Raw genomic sequence first — 15640 nt, 5'->3', positions numbered from 1 at the left:
GTCCTGGCCGTCCTCGCCTCGGCGGCTGTCCTTCTGCTTCTGCCCGGCCGTGCCCGGCGTCGCACTGCACGTGACACTCACCCGTAGCCGATACCCGTACCCGTCACACCCCTCAACATGCGGGCACCGATCCGGTCGGCGAGCGCCTTGGAGCCACTACTCTTCGGCAGCCGGGCGGCCATGGCCCGGGGCGCGGTTCACGGCCGGCCGCCGGTGAGTACCGCGAGCAGACGCAGGGCACGGCCGGGCAGAAGCAGAAGGACAGCCGCCGAGGCGAGGACGGCCAGGACGGCGGGGAACGGGCGCTCCAGGACGGCCAGGACAGTCACCGCGGCGATGGCGGAGATGACGATGGCGGCCTCGGCCGCGCCGCGGCCCTGCGCCGCCCGGCACCACGCCCCGCGCTCCGCGCCGCGGTGCCGGGCCATGCCGGGTCGCGGTCTCGTACCGGGCCGTGATCGACGACCTCGCCGCTGCGGTGCCGGGCCGTCGCCGTGCCGGCCCTGCCTCGCTGTTGCCGGGACCCGGCTGCCCTGTCGCTGTTCCCGCTGCGCCGTGACCGGCCTCCGTCTCCCGCCGCGCTCCTGCCCCGCCCCGCCTCACTGCGTCGGGCCGCTGCCGTGCTGTGTCGTGGTCGATGGCCTGGCCGCGGCCCTGCCCCGCTCCGCGCCTGTCGTCGGGTCGCCGCTCCCGTGTCGTCGCCGCGCCGGGCCTCACCGCTCGGCCCCGCCGTCCCGGGTTCCTGTCGCGTCGGCGGCCCGGCCGCCCGGCGGTCAGGTTCGACTTCGTGTGTCCATGGAGGTCTGGTCACCGCCCCGCCCGCCCGTTGCCCTCGTCGCCTCACCGTGTCGTCGACCACCTTCCTCGCCCGCCCCGTCCGGGCCGCCGCTTCACCGCTCCGTGTCGTCGACCACCTACTCCGCGGCCCCAGCGCCGCCAGGCCGGGCTGTGCCGTCGCCGGGCTGTGTCGTGGTCGACGGCCCGGCTGCGGCCCTGCGTCGCCCCGCGCATCGTCGCCGAGCCGGGCCGCTCCGCGTTCCGTCGCGCCGGCCGTCCCCGCCCCGCTGCTTCGCGCCGTCGGGTCCGGGCCCGGCCGCCGGTGCCCCCAACCCGCCGGCGCACCCGTCCCGCCGACGTCCCTGACCTGCTGCCGGGCCGTACCCCGCCGCCAGGCCGCCGGGCCGTCGATGCGAGGGGAATCCGCGCCCCGGGTTCCCCTCGCGCCGGTGGCCCGGCCGCGGTCACGCCCGCCGCCATACCTCATGTGTGATGAACTATGGCCCGGTTTCCAGACGTTGATCTCGTCTCGGCAAGAAAGTGGGAGGGACCGTGAACCTTGGCAGGGGGACGTGGCAGCGGCTGACCGCCGTGGCGCTCGTCATGGCGGTGGCGGCCGGGTGTACGGGGCAGGGCGAAGGGCCGGAGGGCGGGAACGACAAAGACCTGCTGCGGAACCACGACTGGACGCAGATGCCGGGCACCACCGCGCGGAACGACGTCCTGCGGGTCAGCGCATCGGATCGGCACATCGTGGAGCAGGACTCCTCCGGCGGCCAGCCCAATCCCCCGCTGAACCTGGCCGGCCCGCATCTGAAGTCCGATGGCGACTTCACCGTCACCGCACGGATGGCCGGTGTGGGCGACGATGACGGCGACTCATGGCTGCGGCTGTACGGACAGGTACCGGTCATCTACGACGAGTGGCGGCAGGAGCGGCCCTCACTCCGCGTCGGCGTGACCGCCGACGGACAAGTGAAGGTACAGATATGGGACGGCGAGGGCGACGAGCCAGCCACCTCCAAGGTTTTCGACTGCGGCTGCTCCGGGACGGTGACGCTCGCCGTGTCGAGCATCGGTGACACCTTCCGCGTGAAAGCCGACGGGCGGCGGCTGGGAACCGTGCGGGACCCGGGGGTGTTCGCCGAGGGCACTGTCTGGTTCGGCCTGGAGGCGGACGCGGGCGAAGACGAGCGCCGCGAGGGATGGCGTCTGACGCAGCTGATCGCGCGGGCAGAGAGCGGTGACTTGCTCCGCGTGGTCAACGCGCCGCAGCTACGCCAGGAGCAGTCCGACGACTCGCTGCGTGCGCGGGCCGCAGACGTGGGGCGGCCGTTCGACGTCGGCGCCGCCCTAGCCGAGAACCCGCTGCTCACCGACTCCCGCTACCGGGCGCTCGCGGGGAGCCAGTTCTCCATGCTCACTCCGGAGAACGCGTTCAAGCCACAGTTCCTCCACCCGCGCCGGGGCGTCTACGATTTTCGCGACGCGGACCTACTCGTACGCTTCGCCCGCGCAAACGACATGAAGGTTCATGCGCACACCCTCGTCTGGCACGAGGCTCTGCCCAACTGGATGCGGGAGAACGACGATCCCGAGGAGGTGCGCCGGACCATGCTCCGGCACATCGCCACGGTCGCCGGTCACTTCAAGGGGAAGGTCGCGGAATGGGATGTGGTCAACGAGCCCATGTCCGACGACAAGGAGAGCTACACCAACGGGGATCTTGGTCTGCGCTCCGAGCAGAGCCCGTGGTTCGAGGCCATGGGCGAGGAGTACATCGACGAGGCGTTCAGGGCTGCCCACCGGGCCGATCCGAAGGCACGGCTGTTCCTCAACGAGTACGGGGTCGAGGAGGAAGGCGAGCGGTGGGACGCCCTTTACGATCTGGTCAAGCGGCTCAAGGAACGGGGCGTACCGATCGACGGCGTGGGTTTCCAGAACCATGAGTACGCACCCGGCGACCGCATCGACCCGGAGACCTTCCGCAGCCATGTGCGGGATCTGGCGGAGCTCGGGGTCCAGGCGCGGGTGTCGGAGATGGACGTCCCCATAGGCGAGAACGAGGAGGACGGGCGGGAGACCCAGGCCGACGAGATGGTGGGCAAGCTGCGGGTCTGCCTGGAGGAGCCGAACTGCACATCGTTCTCCACGTGGGGATTCACCGACCGGTACGGTTCCACCGCCGACACCAAGATCTATCCTCCGCGCACGGCCGATTCCCTGCCGTGGGACGCGGCCCTGCGGCCGAAGCTGGCGTACGAGCGCCTGCTCGAGGCCTTTGACGAGGCGTGAGGCATCAGTGAGCGTATTCAGCGTGGCCACTGATCGGGTGGCGCCGGTGTGGTTGAGGTGAGGGCCACAACGCACAAGGCTCCCGTGCCGTTGGGGGAGGTGTTCGAAGTCTCAACCCATCGGCACAGGAGCCCTGTTGGTTCCCTATCCTGCCGCACTCGACCTCCCACATGCCCTGGTCGAGTGGGTCACGATGCTCATCGTCACCCGTGAGGGTGACCGGCGCTGCAAGCTCCCGCCGCACCAGCGGGCGCTCGTCGCTCTGGTGTACCTACGCTGCCACGACACCCTCACCCGGATCGCGTCCGGCTTCGGGGTATCCGTCGGCACCGCCCACGCCTACGTCACCGCCGTGACCGGCCTGCTCGCCGACCGGGCCCCGGGCCTGCTCAAGACGCTTCGCGAGCATGATCCGGAGTTCGTCCTCCTGGACGGCACTCTCGCCGAGTGCGACCGCGTCGGCGACAGCCGGACCGACTACTCGGCCAAGCACCGCCGTCACGGCGTGAACGTCCAGGTCGTCACCGACCCCACCGGTGAGATCCTGTGGATCTCGCCCGCGCTGCCGGGCCGCACCCACGACCTGACCGCGGCCCGCACCCACCGCATCATCCGGATCTGCGAACGCCAGGGCGTCCCCATCGTCGCCGACCGCGCCTACCAGGGCGCCGGCCCCTGGGTCACCACCGGACTCAAACGCCCACCGGGCGGTGAACTCACCCCCACCCAGCGCACCGTCAACCGGGCCCTGGCCGCTGCAAGAGCACCGGTCGAACGCGGCATGGCACGGCTGAAGTCCTGGCAGATCTTCCGCCGATCCCGCATCAGCCCCAACCGCATGACCGTCATCGCCAAAGCCGTCCTCACCCTGGAGAGGCAACGTTGAAAACGCTCAGTGGGCGGTTCGTGAGGTGATATCCGTTTCCGGGTGAGGGTTGTGTCAGGGGTGCTGGTCGTGGCGGTGACTATTGCTTCCTGGCGAAGCTGTCCGTGTCGGCTTCGATGAGGAGCCGAGTTTGACCAGGCGCTTCAGCTTGGCTCGGATGCCCTCGACGTTTTTGGGCAGGAGTTCGTGGCCGAGGACCTGGCAGGGCGTTGTCACATTGACGGCGAGTGACTGGTCGGTAGAGCTTCGAAGCGTGCTGGGGTGTGGTTCCGGTGCCGGGGCCAGTCGCAGGACAGGGGCCGGGGTTTCGCGCGGGGTCGTCGACCGACCGGACTGCTCCGGGGCCCGGCCCGGCTCCCGCCCCGCCGCATGCCACCGTCGCCCGCCCTGCGCTGCGCCCCAGCCCGCCGCGTGCCGCCGCCCGCCCCGTCCTGCGGCCTGGCCCCGTTGCTGTGCCTGGTTGTTCTGTCCGTGCCGGGGTGTAACGCCTGTGTCCGGGTACACAGTTCACCCTTGTCGCGGCGGCCGCTGCTGCTGCGCGGCCCCGCGGGTCTGGGACCGGGACCAGGGGCGCCGTCTTCACCACACCGCCCCCAGGGGGGTGCCCCTATCTCTTTGGTCAAGGTGGATGGGTGCTGTTTTAGGGCGGCTGCAACGATGTGCCCGTGCATGTTGATGATGAGACGGTGGCAGTGGGCGGGAACGGAGCGGAGTGGACGGGTGCGGTGAGTCAGCGTCTCCGTTGCTGTGTCTGTGGCGGGCCGACTGACGGCGCCGAGGATTATGTGCTCGTCGAACTGACAGCGCAGTTCTCTGACGCGCGCCAATGGCTGGGTGCGCATGCGGAGCACCTGAACTCCGTCCTTGCGGAAGGGTTCTCCGTGGAGGTTCACGATATGTAGGGCTGCCGCCATGGGCCTGCATGATCTTGGTTCGCAGGCAGGGCCGGTTGCCCTCAACTCGCTCCAGGTGTCCGGGGTTCGTAGAAGGTGCCGTCTCTGAGCATGGCGAACAGAACGTCGGCTCGTCGTCGGGCGAGACAGAGCAGGGCTTGGGTGTGGTGCTTACCCTGGCTGATCTTCTTGTCATAGTAGGCCCGTGATGCCGGGTCGGCCAGGGCGGCGAAGGCGGAGAGGAGGAAGGACCGTTTGAGCTGCTTGTTTCCTCTCCTGGAGGGCTGTTCGCCACGGATGGACGACCCTGAATTGCAGGTGGCCGGGGCGAGGCCGGCGTAGGCGGCGAGGTGGCCGGCGGTCGGGAAGGTGCTGCCGTCGCCGACCTCGATCAGAATCCGGGCTCCGGTCCTGACGACGATTCCCGGCATCGAGGTCAGGATCTTCGAAAGAGGGTGAGCCTCCAGGAGTTCCTCGATCCGTCCGGCCAGGAGTTTGCGCTGGTCAAGGACGGCGGTCAGCGATCCGGCCAGGATCGGGACGATCAGCGCGGCCGCCTCGGTGCCCGGAACGACGACGGTCTGCTCGTCCAGGGCGGCGAAGATGTCCTCGACCAGCCGCTCGGCCATCCTGGGTGCCTTCGGCCGTAACAGCGTGACCAGGCGGCGCCGGCCGGCCTTGCGGATCTGGGCCGGTGACCCGAACCGTTCCAGCAGCGTGAGGACGGCCGGGTGCTGCAGCCGTGGTCCCAGGACCCGTTCCAGCGAGGGATGGATCTGGGTCAGCAGGCCGTGCAGCCGGTTCGCGACCCTGGTTGCTTCACCGGCCAGGTCGTCGTCGAAGCCGACGATCATCTCCAGCTCGGCTACCGTCTCGTCCTCGCCGTCGATCGCCCGCAGCGTGTGCGGCATCGCCCGGGCCGCGTCCGCGATGATGAACGCGCCCCTCGCATCCGTCTTCGCCTCACCTGGACAGAGATCGGCGATCCGCCGCATCGTCAGCCCCGGCAGGCAGGCGACCGGGCAGCCCATATGCCGGGCGACCGCCAGCGGCAGGGCCCCGATCGAGGCCGGCCGGTCGACCACGACCAGCACCGTCCCGTGCTTGGCCTGGAGTTTCGCGAACAGTTCGCGGAGCTTGGGCTCGGTGTTGGGCAGCCGCTTGTCGAAGGTCTTCTCGCCCGCCGGGGTGACGGCGGTGGCGTGGTGTTCGCCCTTGCCGACGTCCAGGCCGAGGAAGACGTCGATGTCGCCGGTGTCGATCACGTGCCAGCCCCTCCATCACGCTTTCGTCCGGCCATGCCTCGGCACCGAGCTGCCACATCCACGTTACGGAGAGCTCTTCCGGCCTTGGGTGAAGCCGGTGCTCAAGCCCCTCATCAGCGGTCCGTCGATGCCTCCGGACCCGGTGACACCACCCCCCGGATCATCAACAACAGGAGGGGGAAGTCATGCCGGACCCGAAGGCCGGAGGCCCCATTGCGGAGCCACGAAAACGGTAACGGGGGGACAGCCGCGGCCGCGGCGAGGTCGCGCTGGGACATCCGCTGCGCCCGGCGCAGGGCGATCAGGTGTTCGGCGAGACCGGCGAAGGGCGGGAGTGGATCGTCGAGGAGAGGTGAAGCCATGGCCGGCCCCTACTTGCCTGCGCCGGAGCGCACTGCGGTCTCGACGAGAACGGCCATCAGCCGCTGGCCGCGGTGAGGGTGGCGGCGCCGATCGCCCCGCACCCGCCGAGCAGCAGGAAGACCTCGTCGAGCGGCGTCCCCCGGAGGAACAGGACGGTGCCCAGCGCCAGGAACGAGATCAACAGGATCAGCGTGTGTGTGGGCCCCAGACGCCCCGCGGTGTCTCGCCGACGGCCGACAGGGGAGCGGGAACAGAAGGGGAAGGGAGAAGCGGGTGGTTCACGGCAGGATTCCGTCCTGACGGGGCTCCGGACATGAAGGCCGGGACCGGCTGAATGGTCGCAAGCGGGCGCAGCCCTGCAGCAGTTGGCCCTGCGGATCGCGGGGCTGCGCGGTACGCCCAGCCTTCCACGCCCGGCCCCGCACCCACTCGAGCCATTGCCATGGTCTCCTTCGTGAGCCCCACGATTCGCTTCGATATGCCTGTGGGGAGCGCGTCATCGCCGCCGAAGCGCGGGCCGGAACCGACCGTTACGCTCAGTTCCCCGTGATCTGGAGGGTGTCCAGGCTGGGGAAATGGTTCAGCCCGGGCACCGTGTCCCCGTCGTACTGCGAGGGAAGTTCGCACCCTGGGTACACCGCCAGCAGCGGCGGCCCGCCGCCGGTTTGTGCGTCCTCCTCCGCCACCGTCCAGCGCAGAGCCCTGACCGAGTGACACCACCGGTCGCCGAAGTCGAACAGGTACGTCCCGCTGTGGCCGGGGGCAAGGAACCCGGCCACAGCGGCCCCGGCCCCGCTTCCCTCGCCGCCGTCTGAACGGGAAGCGGTCGGAGGCGTCCAGTCCCAGTAGCCCCAGGGCAGGGCGACGCCGATCCCGTCCACTCTGCCGCGCGACGGCCAGCTCTCGCGGTACAGCCGATGCCCGGGAGAGAAGCTGGAGCAGGCCATGTGCGGTTCGGTCCGGGCGTACACGCGGTCGATCGCCGAAGCCGGCAGAGGCGGAGCGGTCGAGGGCCGAGGCCCGGCTCGCGAAGATCGAGGCGGAAGCCGGTCGGCTGCGGGAGCAGCTCGGCCTGGCCGCGGACGGGTAGGCGGTCGCCGTGATGCCCGGGGTCAGCCGATCCGCGTGCGCTCGTCGCCCAGGATCGAACCGACGGACAGCTCCGCGCCCCGTACGGCGGCGCGGGCGCGGAGCGCCGCCGCCAGACGCAGGGGGTCGCCGACGGGGAGTCGCCGAAGGCCGTCGGGCGGCACGTGAACGGCTTCGCGAGGTCCCCATCGGGCGACGATCCGCCGACTTGATCGTGCGGGAATTCTCGAACTATTATTGTGCGGGAAAGTTCGAACGATAGGAGGCGCCCCGTGCCCCCACGCATCTACCACCACCCGGACGTCGAGGAGATCGCCATCGCGCGCGTCCTCTTCGCCCTCAGCGAGCCCCTGCGGCTGAACATGGTGAGGATGCTCGCCGAGCAGGGGGAGGTCGACAGCATCGGCCTCGGCCCCGATCTGCCGCGCTCGACCCTGACCCACCACACGAGTCTGCTGCGCGAGTCCGGGGTGGTCTTCGTCCGCGCCGAGGGCCGCAAGTGCATGATCAAGCTGCGCGACGAGGACCTCGAGGCGCGCTTCCCCGGCCTGCTCGGCACGGTGCTCGCGGGCTACGAGAGCGCCGCGGGCGACCACGAGGGGGCGGGCGCATGATCCGCAGGGTCTGGCCGCTGGTCGCCGCCGCCGTCTCGCTCGGGATCGACGCCTATGTGCTCGCTGGGGTGCTTCCCCAGATCGCCGACTCGATGACGACCACGACGGCGATGATCGGCTTCGGCGTCACGGCATTCACGGCCGCGTACGCCGTCGCGGGCCCCCTGCTGTCGGGGCGGCTCGCCCGCGGCGGCACGGCGCGGGCCCTGCTCGTCGCGCTCGGGCTGTTCAACCTCGGGAACCTCGTCACGACACTCGCTCCGGGAGTCGAGGTCTTCCTCGCCTCGCGCGTGGTCGCCGGCGTGGGGGCGGGCGTCCTCACCGCCGTCGCGACGGCCACGGCCGCGGCGATGGTCGCCGACCATGAGCGGGGCCGCGCGATGTCCCTGGTGACGTTCGGGCTGTCCACCGGCACCGTCGCGGGCGTGCCGGTCGGGATGCTCATCGGGCAGAGCGCCGGCTGGCGCTGGACCATGGCCCTGGTCGTGCTCATCGGCGTGGTCAGCATGGTGGCGCTGGCCCTTCGCGCGAAGGCGCTCCCGCGGCTCGACGCGGGCTCCGGAGGGTCCGCCTTCGCGGTGCTGCGGTCGGGTCGGACCGGCGTCGGCGTCGTGGCCGCGTTCCTGCTCGGCGTGGCCAGCCTGGGGCTCTACACGTACCTGCTGCCGATGGCCGAGGACCGAGGGCTCGGGGGCCTGGGCTTCGCCCTGGTGTGGGCCTGGGGCATCGGCGGGGTCACCGGTTCGGCGCTGATCGGCAGGCCCCTCGACCGTTTCGGCCCCAGGCCGCTGCTGGTCGCGCTGCCCGCCCTGCTGGCGCTGAGCTTCGCCGTGGCGTGGCTCACCTCTTCGCCGGCGGCATGGCTGGTCGCGGCCGCGGTCTGGGGCGCGGCGGGCTGGGCCAGCGTCCCGACGCTGCAGCAGGCGCTCACGGCGGACCGGCCCGCGCAGGCGATGCCGGTCATCGCGTTCCAGATGGCCGCGATGTACCTCGGCTCCGCCGTGGGCGCAGCGCTCGGCGGAGCGCTGCTCACCGCCGGGATCCGGGCGGCCGACCTCGCCGCCTGGGCGCTTGTCCCCGCTGTGCTGGCCCTGGCGCTCACCGGTTGGATTGCGACGAGGGCGGCAGTGCGCAGGGCCCCCGATCCCGCGCAGGCGGAGGCGTGCAGCGTCGTGTGATCGAGCATCCGATGGCGCTGTGAACGCAGACGGAAGAACCCCGTGGCCATGAAGGTCACGGGGTTCTTCCGTCTGCGTTCACAGCATCGGAGGCGCTGCGTCACCGCCTCACGAGGCCCGGTGCAGCTGCTGGATCTTTTCGGTGTGGGCGCTGGCGATGTCGGGGTCGGCGTAGATGTGCACGGAGCTGATCCGGGTCCCGCGGAAGGTGAAGACGTTGCAGAAGCGGCCGGTGGAGACCGTACCGTCCGGCCACGCCGTTCCGTCGGCGAGCGTGCCCCACTCGCGGCCCTCGACGATGACGCGGTCGCCGCAGACCATGATGTCCAGGCCGTCGATGTCGTGTCCGATGCTGCCCAGGTCGGTCCAGAGCCTGCGGGCGAACTCGACCATGTCCTCCTTGCCGTGTCCGTGGCCGAACTTGGGGAAGAACAGCTCGACGTCGTCGGTGTAGAGATCGAGCAGTCCGGGGTCGCCGGCGTCGACCATCCGGAAGTACTGCCGCACGATGGCCGCGCGCTGCGCGGCGAGGTCGTTGGCGTCGTGGGAAAGGGATGGGGGCGAGCTGGTCATGTCCGTGTCCTGTTCTGTCTTGTTCGTGCTAGTCGGTGGTGGGCGCAGCGCTTGCGAGCGCGGGCGGCTCGGCGAGCGGGGGTGCGTCGTCGGGTGCGCCGCGGCGCAGGCCGGGGCTGGACAGGGCGGGCAGGATGGCGACGATCGCCAGGACCGCCAGGCCGACGCCGAGGACGATCGGGGCGCGCAGGCCGTGCTGCGGGATGAGTGCCGAGCCGGCGGCGGAGCCTATGACGACCCCGAGCGTGATGAAGGATCCGTGGATGGTGTTCACCAGCGGCGCGGTGCTCCCGCTGCGCTGGACGCGCACCGCCATCGCGGGGTTCATGGTCACCCCGACCAGGCCGATGCCCAGCATGAACGCCAGTGCCAGCGGGGGCAGATCGGCGAAGAGCGCGAATCCGGCCAGGAAGAGCGCGTTCAGGCCGGTGCCGATCAGGAGCGTCGAGATCGTGTGCCGATCGGCCAGGCGTCCGACGACGATGTTGCCCAGCAGGGTCGCTGCGCCGTAGACGAGCAGGAGCACGGGCACGATGCCCTCGGAGAACCCGGTGACCTCGGTGAGGATCGGGGTGAAGAAGCTGAACGCCGAGAACGTCGCGCCGATGATCAGTGTGCTGGAGACGAGGGCGAGCAGGAACTGCGGCCGGCGGAGCACCGCGAGCTGCGAGCCAGCGGGGGCGGCGAAGTCGTTGCCCTCGTCGGACGGGATGGAGGGATTGCGCACCACGGCGTGGGTCAGGGCAGCGGCGAGCAGTGTGATCACGGTGATCGCCCAGAACGCGGGCTGCCAGCCGAACCGGCCGCCGACGAAGGTCGCCAAGGGCAGCCCCAGCAGGGTGCCGAGCATCAGGCCGTTCATCACCACGGCGACCGCGCGTCCGCGCCCCCGCTCGTCGACGAACTGGACGCCCATCGAGACCGCGATGCCGAAGAACGCCTGCGAGGCGGCTCCGCTGACGATCCGGGCGAGGACCATCATCGGATAGCCGGTCGCGAGCGCGGCGGTGACGTTGCCGACGAGGAAGATCGCGAACACGATCATCAGCGCGGTCCTCGGCGGGGTCTTGAGCAGGGCGACGGTGAGCAGCGGGCCGCCGACGGCCATTGCCGCGGCGAAGATCGTCACGAGGTAGCCGATCTGCGGGATCCCGGTGCCGAGGCCTTCCGCGAGCTGCGGCATGAGGCCCGCGACGGTGAACTCGCTGGTCACCATCGCGAACACTCCCGCGGCGAGGACGTACACCGCGGGCGGAACGGCCTTCTTCATGGCTGGTGCTGCTGCTGTGCTCAAGGGACAGCCTTTCTGTACTTGATTATCCAAAACGTGGGCATGGAGAAGCGCCGCAGGGCGGCGGCGCTGTCAGTTCAGGAGGGAGCTCATTCCGGCCAGGGCGATCCGGCGGAGCGTCTCGACGCCGATGCCGGTCTGCGCGCTCACGCGCAGCCCCGAGATGACGGTGCTGACGAGCAGGGCCCCGTCGTTGGGGTCGACATCTTCGGCGATCGACCCGTCGATCTGGCCGGCTCTGATCGCTGCGGACAGGGTGGAGAGCCTCTCGCGCAGGTCGCGGTCGAGGATCCGGGCCACGCGCTCGTCCCGCGCGCGCAGGTCCGGGCTCATGAGGCTCTGCACGACCATGCAGCCGGCCGCGTGGCCGTGGCTCGACGCCTGCAGTTCCTCGCCCACCACGACGTCGACGAGGGCCCGCAGCCTCTCCGCGCCCGGGAGCGCGTCGTCGGCGAGGATCGACGCCTGGCGCGCCCCGGTGGTCGCGACGTAGTGCTCCAAGGCCCGGACGAACAGCTCGTCCTTCGAGACGAAGGCGTTGTACAGGCTGCTGCGGCGCACGCCCGCCGCCTCGCAGAGCTGCTCGGTCGAGGTCTCGGTGAAGCCGTGCACCCTGAACTCGCGGGCCGCGGCATCGAGGACCGCGGCCTCGTCGAATGTGCGTGGTCGTCCCATGTCGACGACTCTACACCATTCTGGATCAGAGAGTACAAAACATGCTTGGCGGAGGGGATCCGGCCGAACGGGCTGGGTCGTCTGAGTCCGTCGACGATGAGGCCGCTGTGATCGGCCCGCGTGATCAGCCCTGCGGGCTGCCGGCGATCACGGTCTCGAGGGCCTCGACGGAGACCTGAAGCGTCCGAATGCGGTCGAGCATCTCGTCGCGTTCGGCGACGAGGGTGTCCAGCAGGTCGGAGCACGACAGCGCCAGCCCGTCGTCGTGCTGGCGCAGGCAGGGCAGCACATGCTTGATCTTCTGGGTGCCCAGGCCCGCGGCGAGCAGTGCCTGGATCCGCTGCACGGCGACGACGTCGCTCTGCGCGTACACCCGGTATCCGCTCGGCAGGCGTTCGGGCTGCAGCAGCTGCTGCTCCTCGTAGTACCGCAGTGAACGGACGCTCACTCCGGCCCTCCGGGACAGTTCGCCGATCCGCACGCGGCACCCCTCCGGCTTGACTCTCACATCAATGTCAGAGTCTACCGTCCGAGCATGACTTCATTGACGACAGCGGCGCAGCGCGTCACGGTGCTGCCCGCTCCGCTGGCTTTCGCCTTCCTTCTCGGAGCGTTCGCGCTGGGCACCTCCGAGAACGTGATCGCCGGCATCATCGGGCAGCTCTCCGCGTCTCTCGGGGTCCCGGTGGCGTCGGTCGGCCTGCTGATGACCGCCTACGCCGCGACGGCGGTCGTCGCGGGGCCGGTCCTGGCGCTGGTCACCCCACGCGTGCCGATGCGGATGCTCGCGCCGGCCGTGGTCGGCGTCTACGCCGCGGGCTCCGTGCTGGCGGTCTTCGCACCGTCCTACGAGGCGCTGCTCGCTGCCCGGATCCTCACGGGGGCGATGCATACGACGGCACTGGTCTGCTTCATGCTCACGGCGATCCGCTTCGCGCCGGCGGATCAGCGCGCCGGGGCCGTTGCACGGATCACTCTCGGCCTCGGGATCGCCACAGTGCTGGGCGTCCCGGTCGGCAACTGGCTGGCAGAGGCCTTCGACTGGAGGTGGGCATTCGCACTGATCGCGGCCCTCATTATCGGGACGTTCGTCATCGTGCTGATGGCCGTCCCCCGTGAGGACGTGCCGCGCGGAACCGGCGGATGGTCCTCGCTTCGGGTGCTGGCGCGGCCCGCGGTCGGCGGCGGGGTCGCGATGAGCGCCCTGGCAGGACTCGGCGCGATGTCGCTGCTGGCCTACGCCGTGCCCTTCCTCACCGAAGGCGCAGGAGCCGCGCCGGAGTGGGTCGCACCGATCATGCTCGCCTACGGGCTCGCCTGCCTGCTCGGCAACGCAGCCGGCGGCCGGCTCGCCGACCGGGACCTCCGACGTGCCATCACGCTCGCTCCCGTCCTGGCGCTGGTCGCACTCGCGTCCGCACTGCTCCTGTCGGGATGGCTGTGGGGCGCGGTGATCGGGTTGGCGCTGGTCGGATTCGCCTACTTCTCGACGTTCCCGCCGCTGAACACCTGGATCGCCGCACACGCCGACGGCGTCGCGCCCGACCTCGCGCTGGCCGTCAACAGCTCCGCCTTCAACATCGGCATCGCCCTTGCCGGCTGGCTCGGAGCGACCGCGCTCGGCGACGGCCTCGACCCCGCGCGCCTGCCCGTCCTCGGCCTCGCCCCGCTCGCCCTGTGTGCTGCCGTCGGAGCACTGCTCGTCCGACGCGAGGTCAGGAGCGCGAAGACCGCGACAGTCTGAGTGCTCGAAGCCCGAGTCGGTCGGATCGATGCGACGATCCCGTCATCGCGATGCGGACCGGTGCCGCGCTGGTGGTTCCTGCCGCCCTCGCTGGCGACCTCGTCATGGAGTCGGCAGGCCACCCGTCGTTCCGTATGGCACCGGTGCCGAAGCGCGGCGAGGCGGGCCAAGCACAGGGCCGGCCCGCCTCGCCGCGGCCTCAAACAGCCGTACGGCGTCACGGTGCCACGGCCGCGTCGGCCGCCGTGCACCGCATTCGTGCATGGCGGGCCTCGACCGGGGAGGCCGCCGTGCACGAACTTCTCGTCCACGCCGTGCGTGACGTCGCCGCCCGCCGGTAGCCGGCCGTGCTCTGAGCGGTGGCGCATCAGAGCACGATCTTCTGGCCTCGTGCGGCAGGGCCGTGCGCCGTCTTCTGCTCTGTGTGCGCTCTCGATGTGCCTGCTTGGAACGCACTGGCCCGGCTACGTTGTCGCAGCACCGACCAACTACCGAACGGGGAGACACTGATGCTCGTACGCCGTGCTGCTGCGGCCTTATCCACGCTCGCTCTCGGAGCGGGTCTCATGCTGGGGGCCTCAACTCCCGCGACGGCCGGCCCAGTCCCCGCCCCGGCAGGAGCGGACGCGAGTTGCGCCACCCCGAAGATGTTCTTCGGCAGTGGAGGGCATCACGGAGCGTCGATTTCGTGCACAGGGACCACGTTCCAGATCGCGATCCTCTGCTACAAGAGCAGCGCCGACTACTGGTACACCCACTACGGCAACGTCGCAGGGTCGGGCGGTACGTCAACCGCATGGTGCGACCTGTACGCCGAGATCAAGGCCATCACGACCGTGTAGATCACCAACCACTCGCGGTGTGCCCCCGGCACGGTACTGACGGCAGGAGGAACGTCGGCGTTGGCCACGGCGCACCGGCAGGTGATCAGCCGGGGCGCCGCTGCCAGTCCAAGAGCCCGCCTTTCGGTGACCGGGCAGGGTCCAGGGCCAGTTGCGGAGCCTCCTCGTAGCCATCGCGCAGCCGGCGACGGAGCCTGGTTTTGTTCAGGGCACCTGGAGCACTGCGCCTAGAGCGCGGCGGCGGGGAGCTTCGGGCAGGGCTGTTGAGGAGTTCGCTGATCAGCTGTTCGGTCTCCAGTTCCAGGTCGCAGTCCAGGGCCCGGTTGACTTGCTGGACGCGGGAGATCGCCGTGTGCAGCCCCGACCGGTTCCCGGCCGCTGCTTCGATCCGCATCCAGTCCCGGTACAGGAGCTCGGCGTGCTCGTCGACTTCGAGGCCTGTGACTATGGCCTGCCGGGCGGCGCCGAGGTCGTGGTGGGGGCCGGCGGCGGTGCGGTAGGCGGCCACGGTGTGCGCGACGTCGACGATCCGCGTGATCATCTCCTGCTGGTAGGGCTCGGCCCACGGCAGCGGCCGGGTGCCGAAGGGGCGGCCCCGCACGAGCGACAGCGCCTTCTCCAGGTCCGGCAGGCCGGCCGCGGCCTGGGGCAGGGCGCGTTCGGCGAGCTGGAGGAACCGGGCCCAGTCGCAGCGCACGGCGGGCGCGAGGCGGTAGGGGTTGCCGGCGCTGTCGTTGCCCAGGGCCCGGCGCATGCCCTGCAGCCGGGCGTTGAGGGTGGCCACCGACCAGGGGGTGAGCGGGTCCATGCCGGCGCACAGCACATCGGGCGGTCTGCCCGGGGCGGAAGTACATCAGCGCAGCGGGCTGAGCGATGCGCGGACCGTGGCCGGTGCTGCTGGCCCGTCGACTTCCACCGGTCCCAGGACCCGGATCTCCGGCGCGCTCAGGTCCGGGTTGCCGGTTTCCTGGTCGTCGGCCGTGGTGCGGCCGGGTTCCCGGGATGCGGAGAGCGCCTGCAAGGGTGCGGGGGTGGCCGGTTCGTTCTTCGGGGTTTTCGGGGAGGGCGGCTCGGGCGGCTCTTGCGGTTCGCTGCTGTCCGGGCCGGGCCGTCGCCGTGCTGGCCCTGCCTCGCGTTGCCGGGCTCCGGCCGCCC

General features: G+C 70.7%; 17 protein-coding genes. 6 read left to right on the top strand and 11 right to left on the bottom strand.

The genetic code is table 11. The features are described from left to right. Window positions 1–197 precede the first annotated feature (197 nt). Window positions 198–428, bottom strand: coding sequence for a hypothetical protein (locus EAO76_RS24150; RefSeq protein WP_148838041.1), 231 nt, complete (start codon window positions 426–428; stop codon window positions 198–200). Between the two features lie 901 nt (window positions 429–1329). Between EAO76_RS24150 and EAO76_RS24145 the strand changes: the two genes are divergently transcribed. After that, the gene (locus tag EAO76_RS24145) at window positions 1330–3072 is read left to right on the top strand and encodes an endo-1,4-beta-xylanase (protein WP_148838040.1); all 1743 of its coding nucleotides are present in this window, start codon (window positions 1330–1332) and stop codon (window positions 3070–3072) included. Window positions 3073–3208: 136 nt separating this feature from the next. Continuing rightward, window positions 3209–3958, top strand: a complete 750-nt coding sequence (locus EAO76_RS24140) for a transposase family protein (protein ID WP_148838039.1) — start codon at window positions 3209–3211, stop codon at window positions 3956–3958. A gap of 955 nt (window positions 3959–4913) precedes the next feature. On the opposite strand, the gene EAO76_RS24130 is transcribed toward EAO76_RS24140, so the two are convergent. The 4 genes from EAO76_RS24130 to EAO76_RS44775 all read right to left on the bottom strand — a co-directional run bounded on the left by EAO76_RS24130 (window position 4914) and on the right by EAO76_RS44775 (window position 7732). Continuing rightward, complete coding sequence (locus EAO76_RS24130; RefSeq protein ID WP_148838038.1) at window positions 4914–6116, bottom strand: IS110 family transposase; 1203 nt, start codon at window positions 6114–6116, stop codon at window positions 4914–4916. 418 nt (window positions 6117–6534) lie between these two features. Further along, window positions 6535–6660 carry a hypothetical protein gene (locus EAO76_RS46560; RefSeq protein ID WP_262375703.1) on the bottom strand — a complete coding sequence of 42 codons (126 nt, stop codon included), beginning with the start codon at window positions 6658–6660 and terminating at the stop codon, window positions 6535–6537. A gap of 355 nt (window positions 6661–7015) precedes the next feature. Next, entirely contained in the window at window positions 7016–7450 is a 435-nt protein-coding gene (locus tag EAO76_RS24115) for a hypothetical protein (protein ID WP_187438771.1), read from the bottom strand. Window positions 7451–7591: 141 nt separating this feature from the next. Then, the gene (locus EAO76_RS44775) at window positions 7592–7732 is read right to left on the bottom strand and encodes a hypothetical protein (protein WP_187438770.1); all 141 of its coding nucleotides are present in this window, start codon (window positions 7730–7732) and stop codon (window positions 7592–7594) included. Between the two features lie 108 nt (window positions 7733–7840). Here EAO76_RS44775 and EAO76_RS24110 point away from each other — a divergent pair, with 108 nt between their 5' ends. Further along, entirely contained in the window at window positions 7841–8182 is a 342-nt protein-coding gene (locus EAO76_RS24110; RefSeq protein WP_262375702.1) for a helix-turn-helix transcriptional regulator, read from the top strand. Next, window positions 8179–9360 carry an MFS transporter gene (locus EAO76_RS24105; protein WP_148838035.1) on the top strand — a complete coding sequence of 394 codons (1182 nt, stop codon included), beginning with the start codon at window positions 8179–8181 and terminating at the stop codon, window positions 9358–9360. Before EAO76_RS24110 ends, EAO76_RS24105 begins: the two co-directional genes overlap by 4 nt. A gap of 108 nt (window positions 9361–9468) precedes the next feature. Here the strand turns inward: EAO76_RS24105 and EAO76_RS24100 are convergent, their stop codons facing one another. The 4 genes from EAO76_RS24100 to EAO76_RS24085 all read right to left on the bottom strand — a co-directional run bounded on the left by EAO76_RS24100 (window position 9469) and on the right by EAO76_RS24085 (window position 12380). Next, window positions 9469–9933: a nuclear transport factor 2 family protein gene (locus EAO76_RS24100; RefSeq protein ID WP_148838034.1), complete on the bottom strand. Its 465-nt coding sequence runs from the start codon at window positions 9931–9933 to the stop codon at window positions 9469–9471. 28 nt (window positions 9934–9961) lie between these two features. Next, a complete protein-coding gene (locus EAO76_RS24095; RefSeq protein ID WP_148838045.1) occupies window positions 9962–11203 on the bottom strand; it encodes an MFS transporter in 1242 nt (413 codons plus the stop codon). A 93-nt stretch (window positions 11204–11296) separates the two neighbouring features. Then, the gene (locus EAO76_RS24090) at window positions 11297–11899 is read right to left on the bottom strand and encodes a TetR/AcrR family transcriptional regulator (protein ID WP_148838033.1); all 603 of its coding nucleotides are present in this window, start codon (window positions 11897–11899) and stop codon (window positions 11297–11299) included. Window positions 11900–12023: 124 nt separating this feature from the next. Further along, window positions 12024–12380 (bottom strand): MerR family transcriptional regulator, encoded by a 357-nt coding sequence (locus EAO76_RS24085; protein ID WP_148838032.1) that lies wholly within the window; start codon window positions 12378–12380, stop codon window positions 12024–12026. Window positions 12381–12434: 54 nt separating this feature from the next. Here EAO76_RS24085 and EAO76_RS24080 point away from each other — a divergent pair, with 54 nt between their 5' ends. Continuing rightward, a complete protein-coding gene (locus tag EAO76_RS24080; protein ID WP_222872198.1) occupies window positions 12435–13643 on the top strand; it encodes an MFS transporter in 1209 nt (402 codons plus the stop codon). Window positions 13644–14209: 566 nt separating this feature from the next. Continuing rightward, on the top strand, window positions 14210–14485 hold the full coding sequence (locus tag EAO76_RS24075; protein WP_148838031.1) for a hypothetical protein: 276 nt from the start codon (window positions 14210–14212) through the stop codon (window positions 14483–14485). 85 nt (window positions 14486–14570) lie between these two features. Here the strand turns inward: EAO76_RS24075 and EAO76_RS24070 are convergent, their stop codons facing one another. Together EAO76_RS24070 and EAO76_RS47345 are read right to left on the bottom strand one after the other, a co-directional pair. After that, window positions 14571–15293, bottom strand: coding sequence for a bacterial transcriptional activator domain-containing protein (locus tag EAO76_RS24070; RefSeq protein ID WP_316248368.1), 723 nt, complete (start codon window positions 15291–15293; stop codon window positions 14571–14573). A 45-nt stretch (window positions 15294–15338) separates the two neighbouring features. Continuing rightward, window positions 15339–15506: a hypothetical protein gene (locus tag EAO76_RS47345; RefSeq protein WP_316248367.1), complete on the bottom strand. Its 168-nt coding sequence runs from the start codon at window positions 15504–15506 to the stop codon at window positions 15339–15341. Between the last annotated feature and the right edge of the window lie 134 nt (window positions 15507–15640).

This window comes from Streptomyces sp. sk2.1, from assembly GCF_008120935.1.
In the GTDB taxonomy this organism is placed as follows: Bacteria; Actinomycetota; Actinomycetes; order Streptomycetales; family Streptomycetaceae; genus Streptomyces.
This window is presented reverse-complemented; position numbering and strand designations above follow the sequence as displayed.

Excerpts from the sequence above, each read along its gene's own strand:
- EAO76_RS24150 (WP_148838041.1), bottom strand. The coding sequence starts at position 428 with ATGGCCCGGCACCGCGGCGCGGAGCGCGGGGCGTGGTGCCGGGCGGCG.
- EAO76_RS24105 (WP_148838035.1), top strand. The coding sequence starts at position 8,179 with ATGATCCGCAGGGTCTGGCCGCTGGTCGCCGCCGCCGTCTCGCTCGGG.
- EAO76_RS24100 (WP_148838034.1), bottom strand. The coding sequence starts at position 9,933 with ATGACCAGCTCGCCCCCATCCCTTTCCCACGACGCCAACGACCTCGCC.
- EAO76_RS24095 (WP_148838045.1), bottom strand. The coding sequence starts at position 11,203 with ATGAAGAAGGCCGTTCCGCCCGCGGTGTACGTCCTCGCCGCGGGAGTG.
- EAO76_RS24090 (WP_148838033.1), bottom strand. The coding sequence starts at position 11,899 with ATGGGACGACCACGCACATTCGACGAGGCCGCGGTCCTCGATGCCGCG.
- EAO76_RS24080 (WP_222872198.1), top strand. The coding sequence starts at position 12,435 with ATGACTTCATTGACGACAGCGGCGCAGCGCGTCACGGTGCTGCCCGCT.
- EAO76_RS24075 (WP_148838031.1), top strand. The coding sequence starts at position 14,210 with ATGCTGGGGGCCTCAACTCCCGCGACGGCCGGCCCAGTCCCCGCCCCG.
- EAO76_RS24070 (WP_316248368.1), bottom strand. The coding sequence starts at position 15,293 with ATGGACCCGCTCACCCCCTGGTCGGTGGCCACCCTCAACGCCCGGCTG.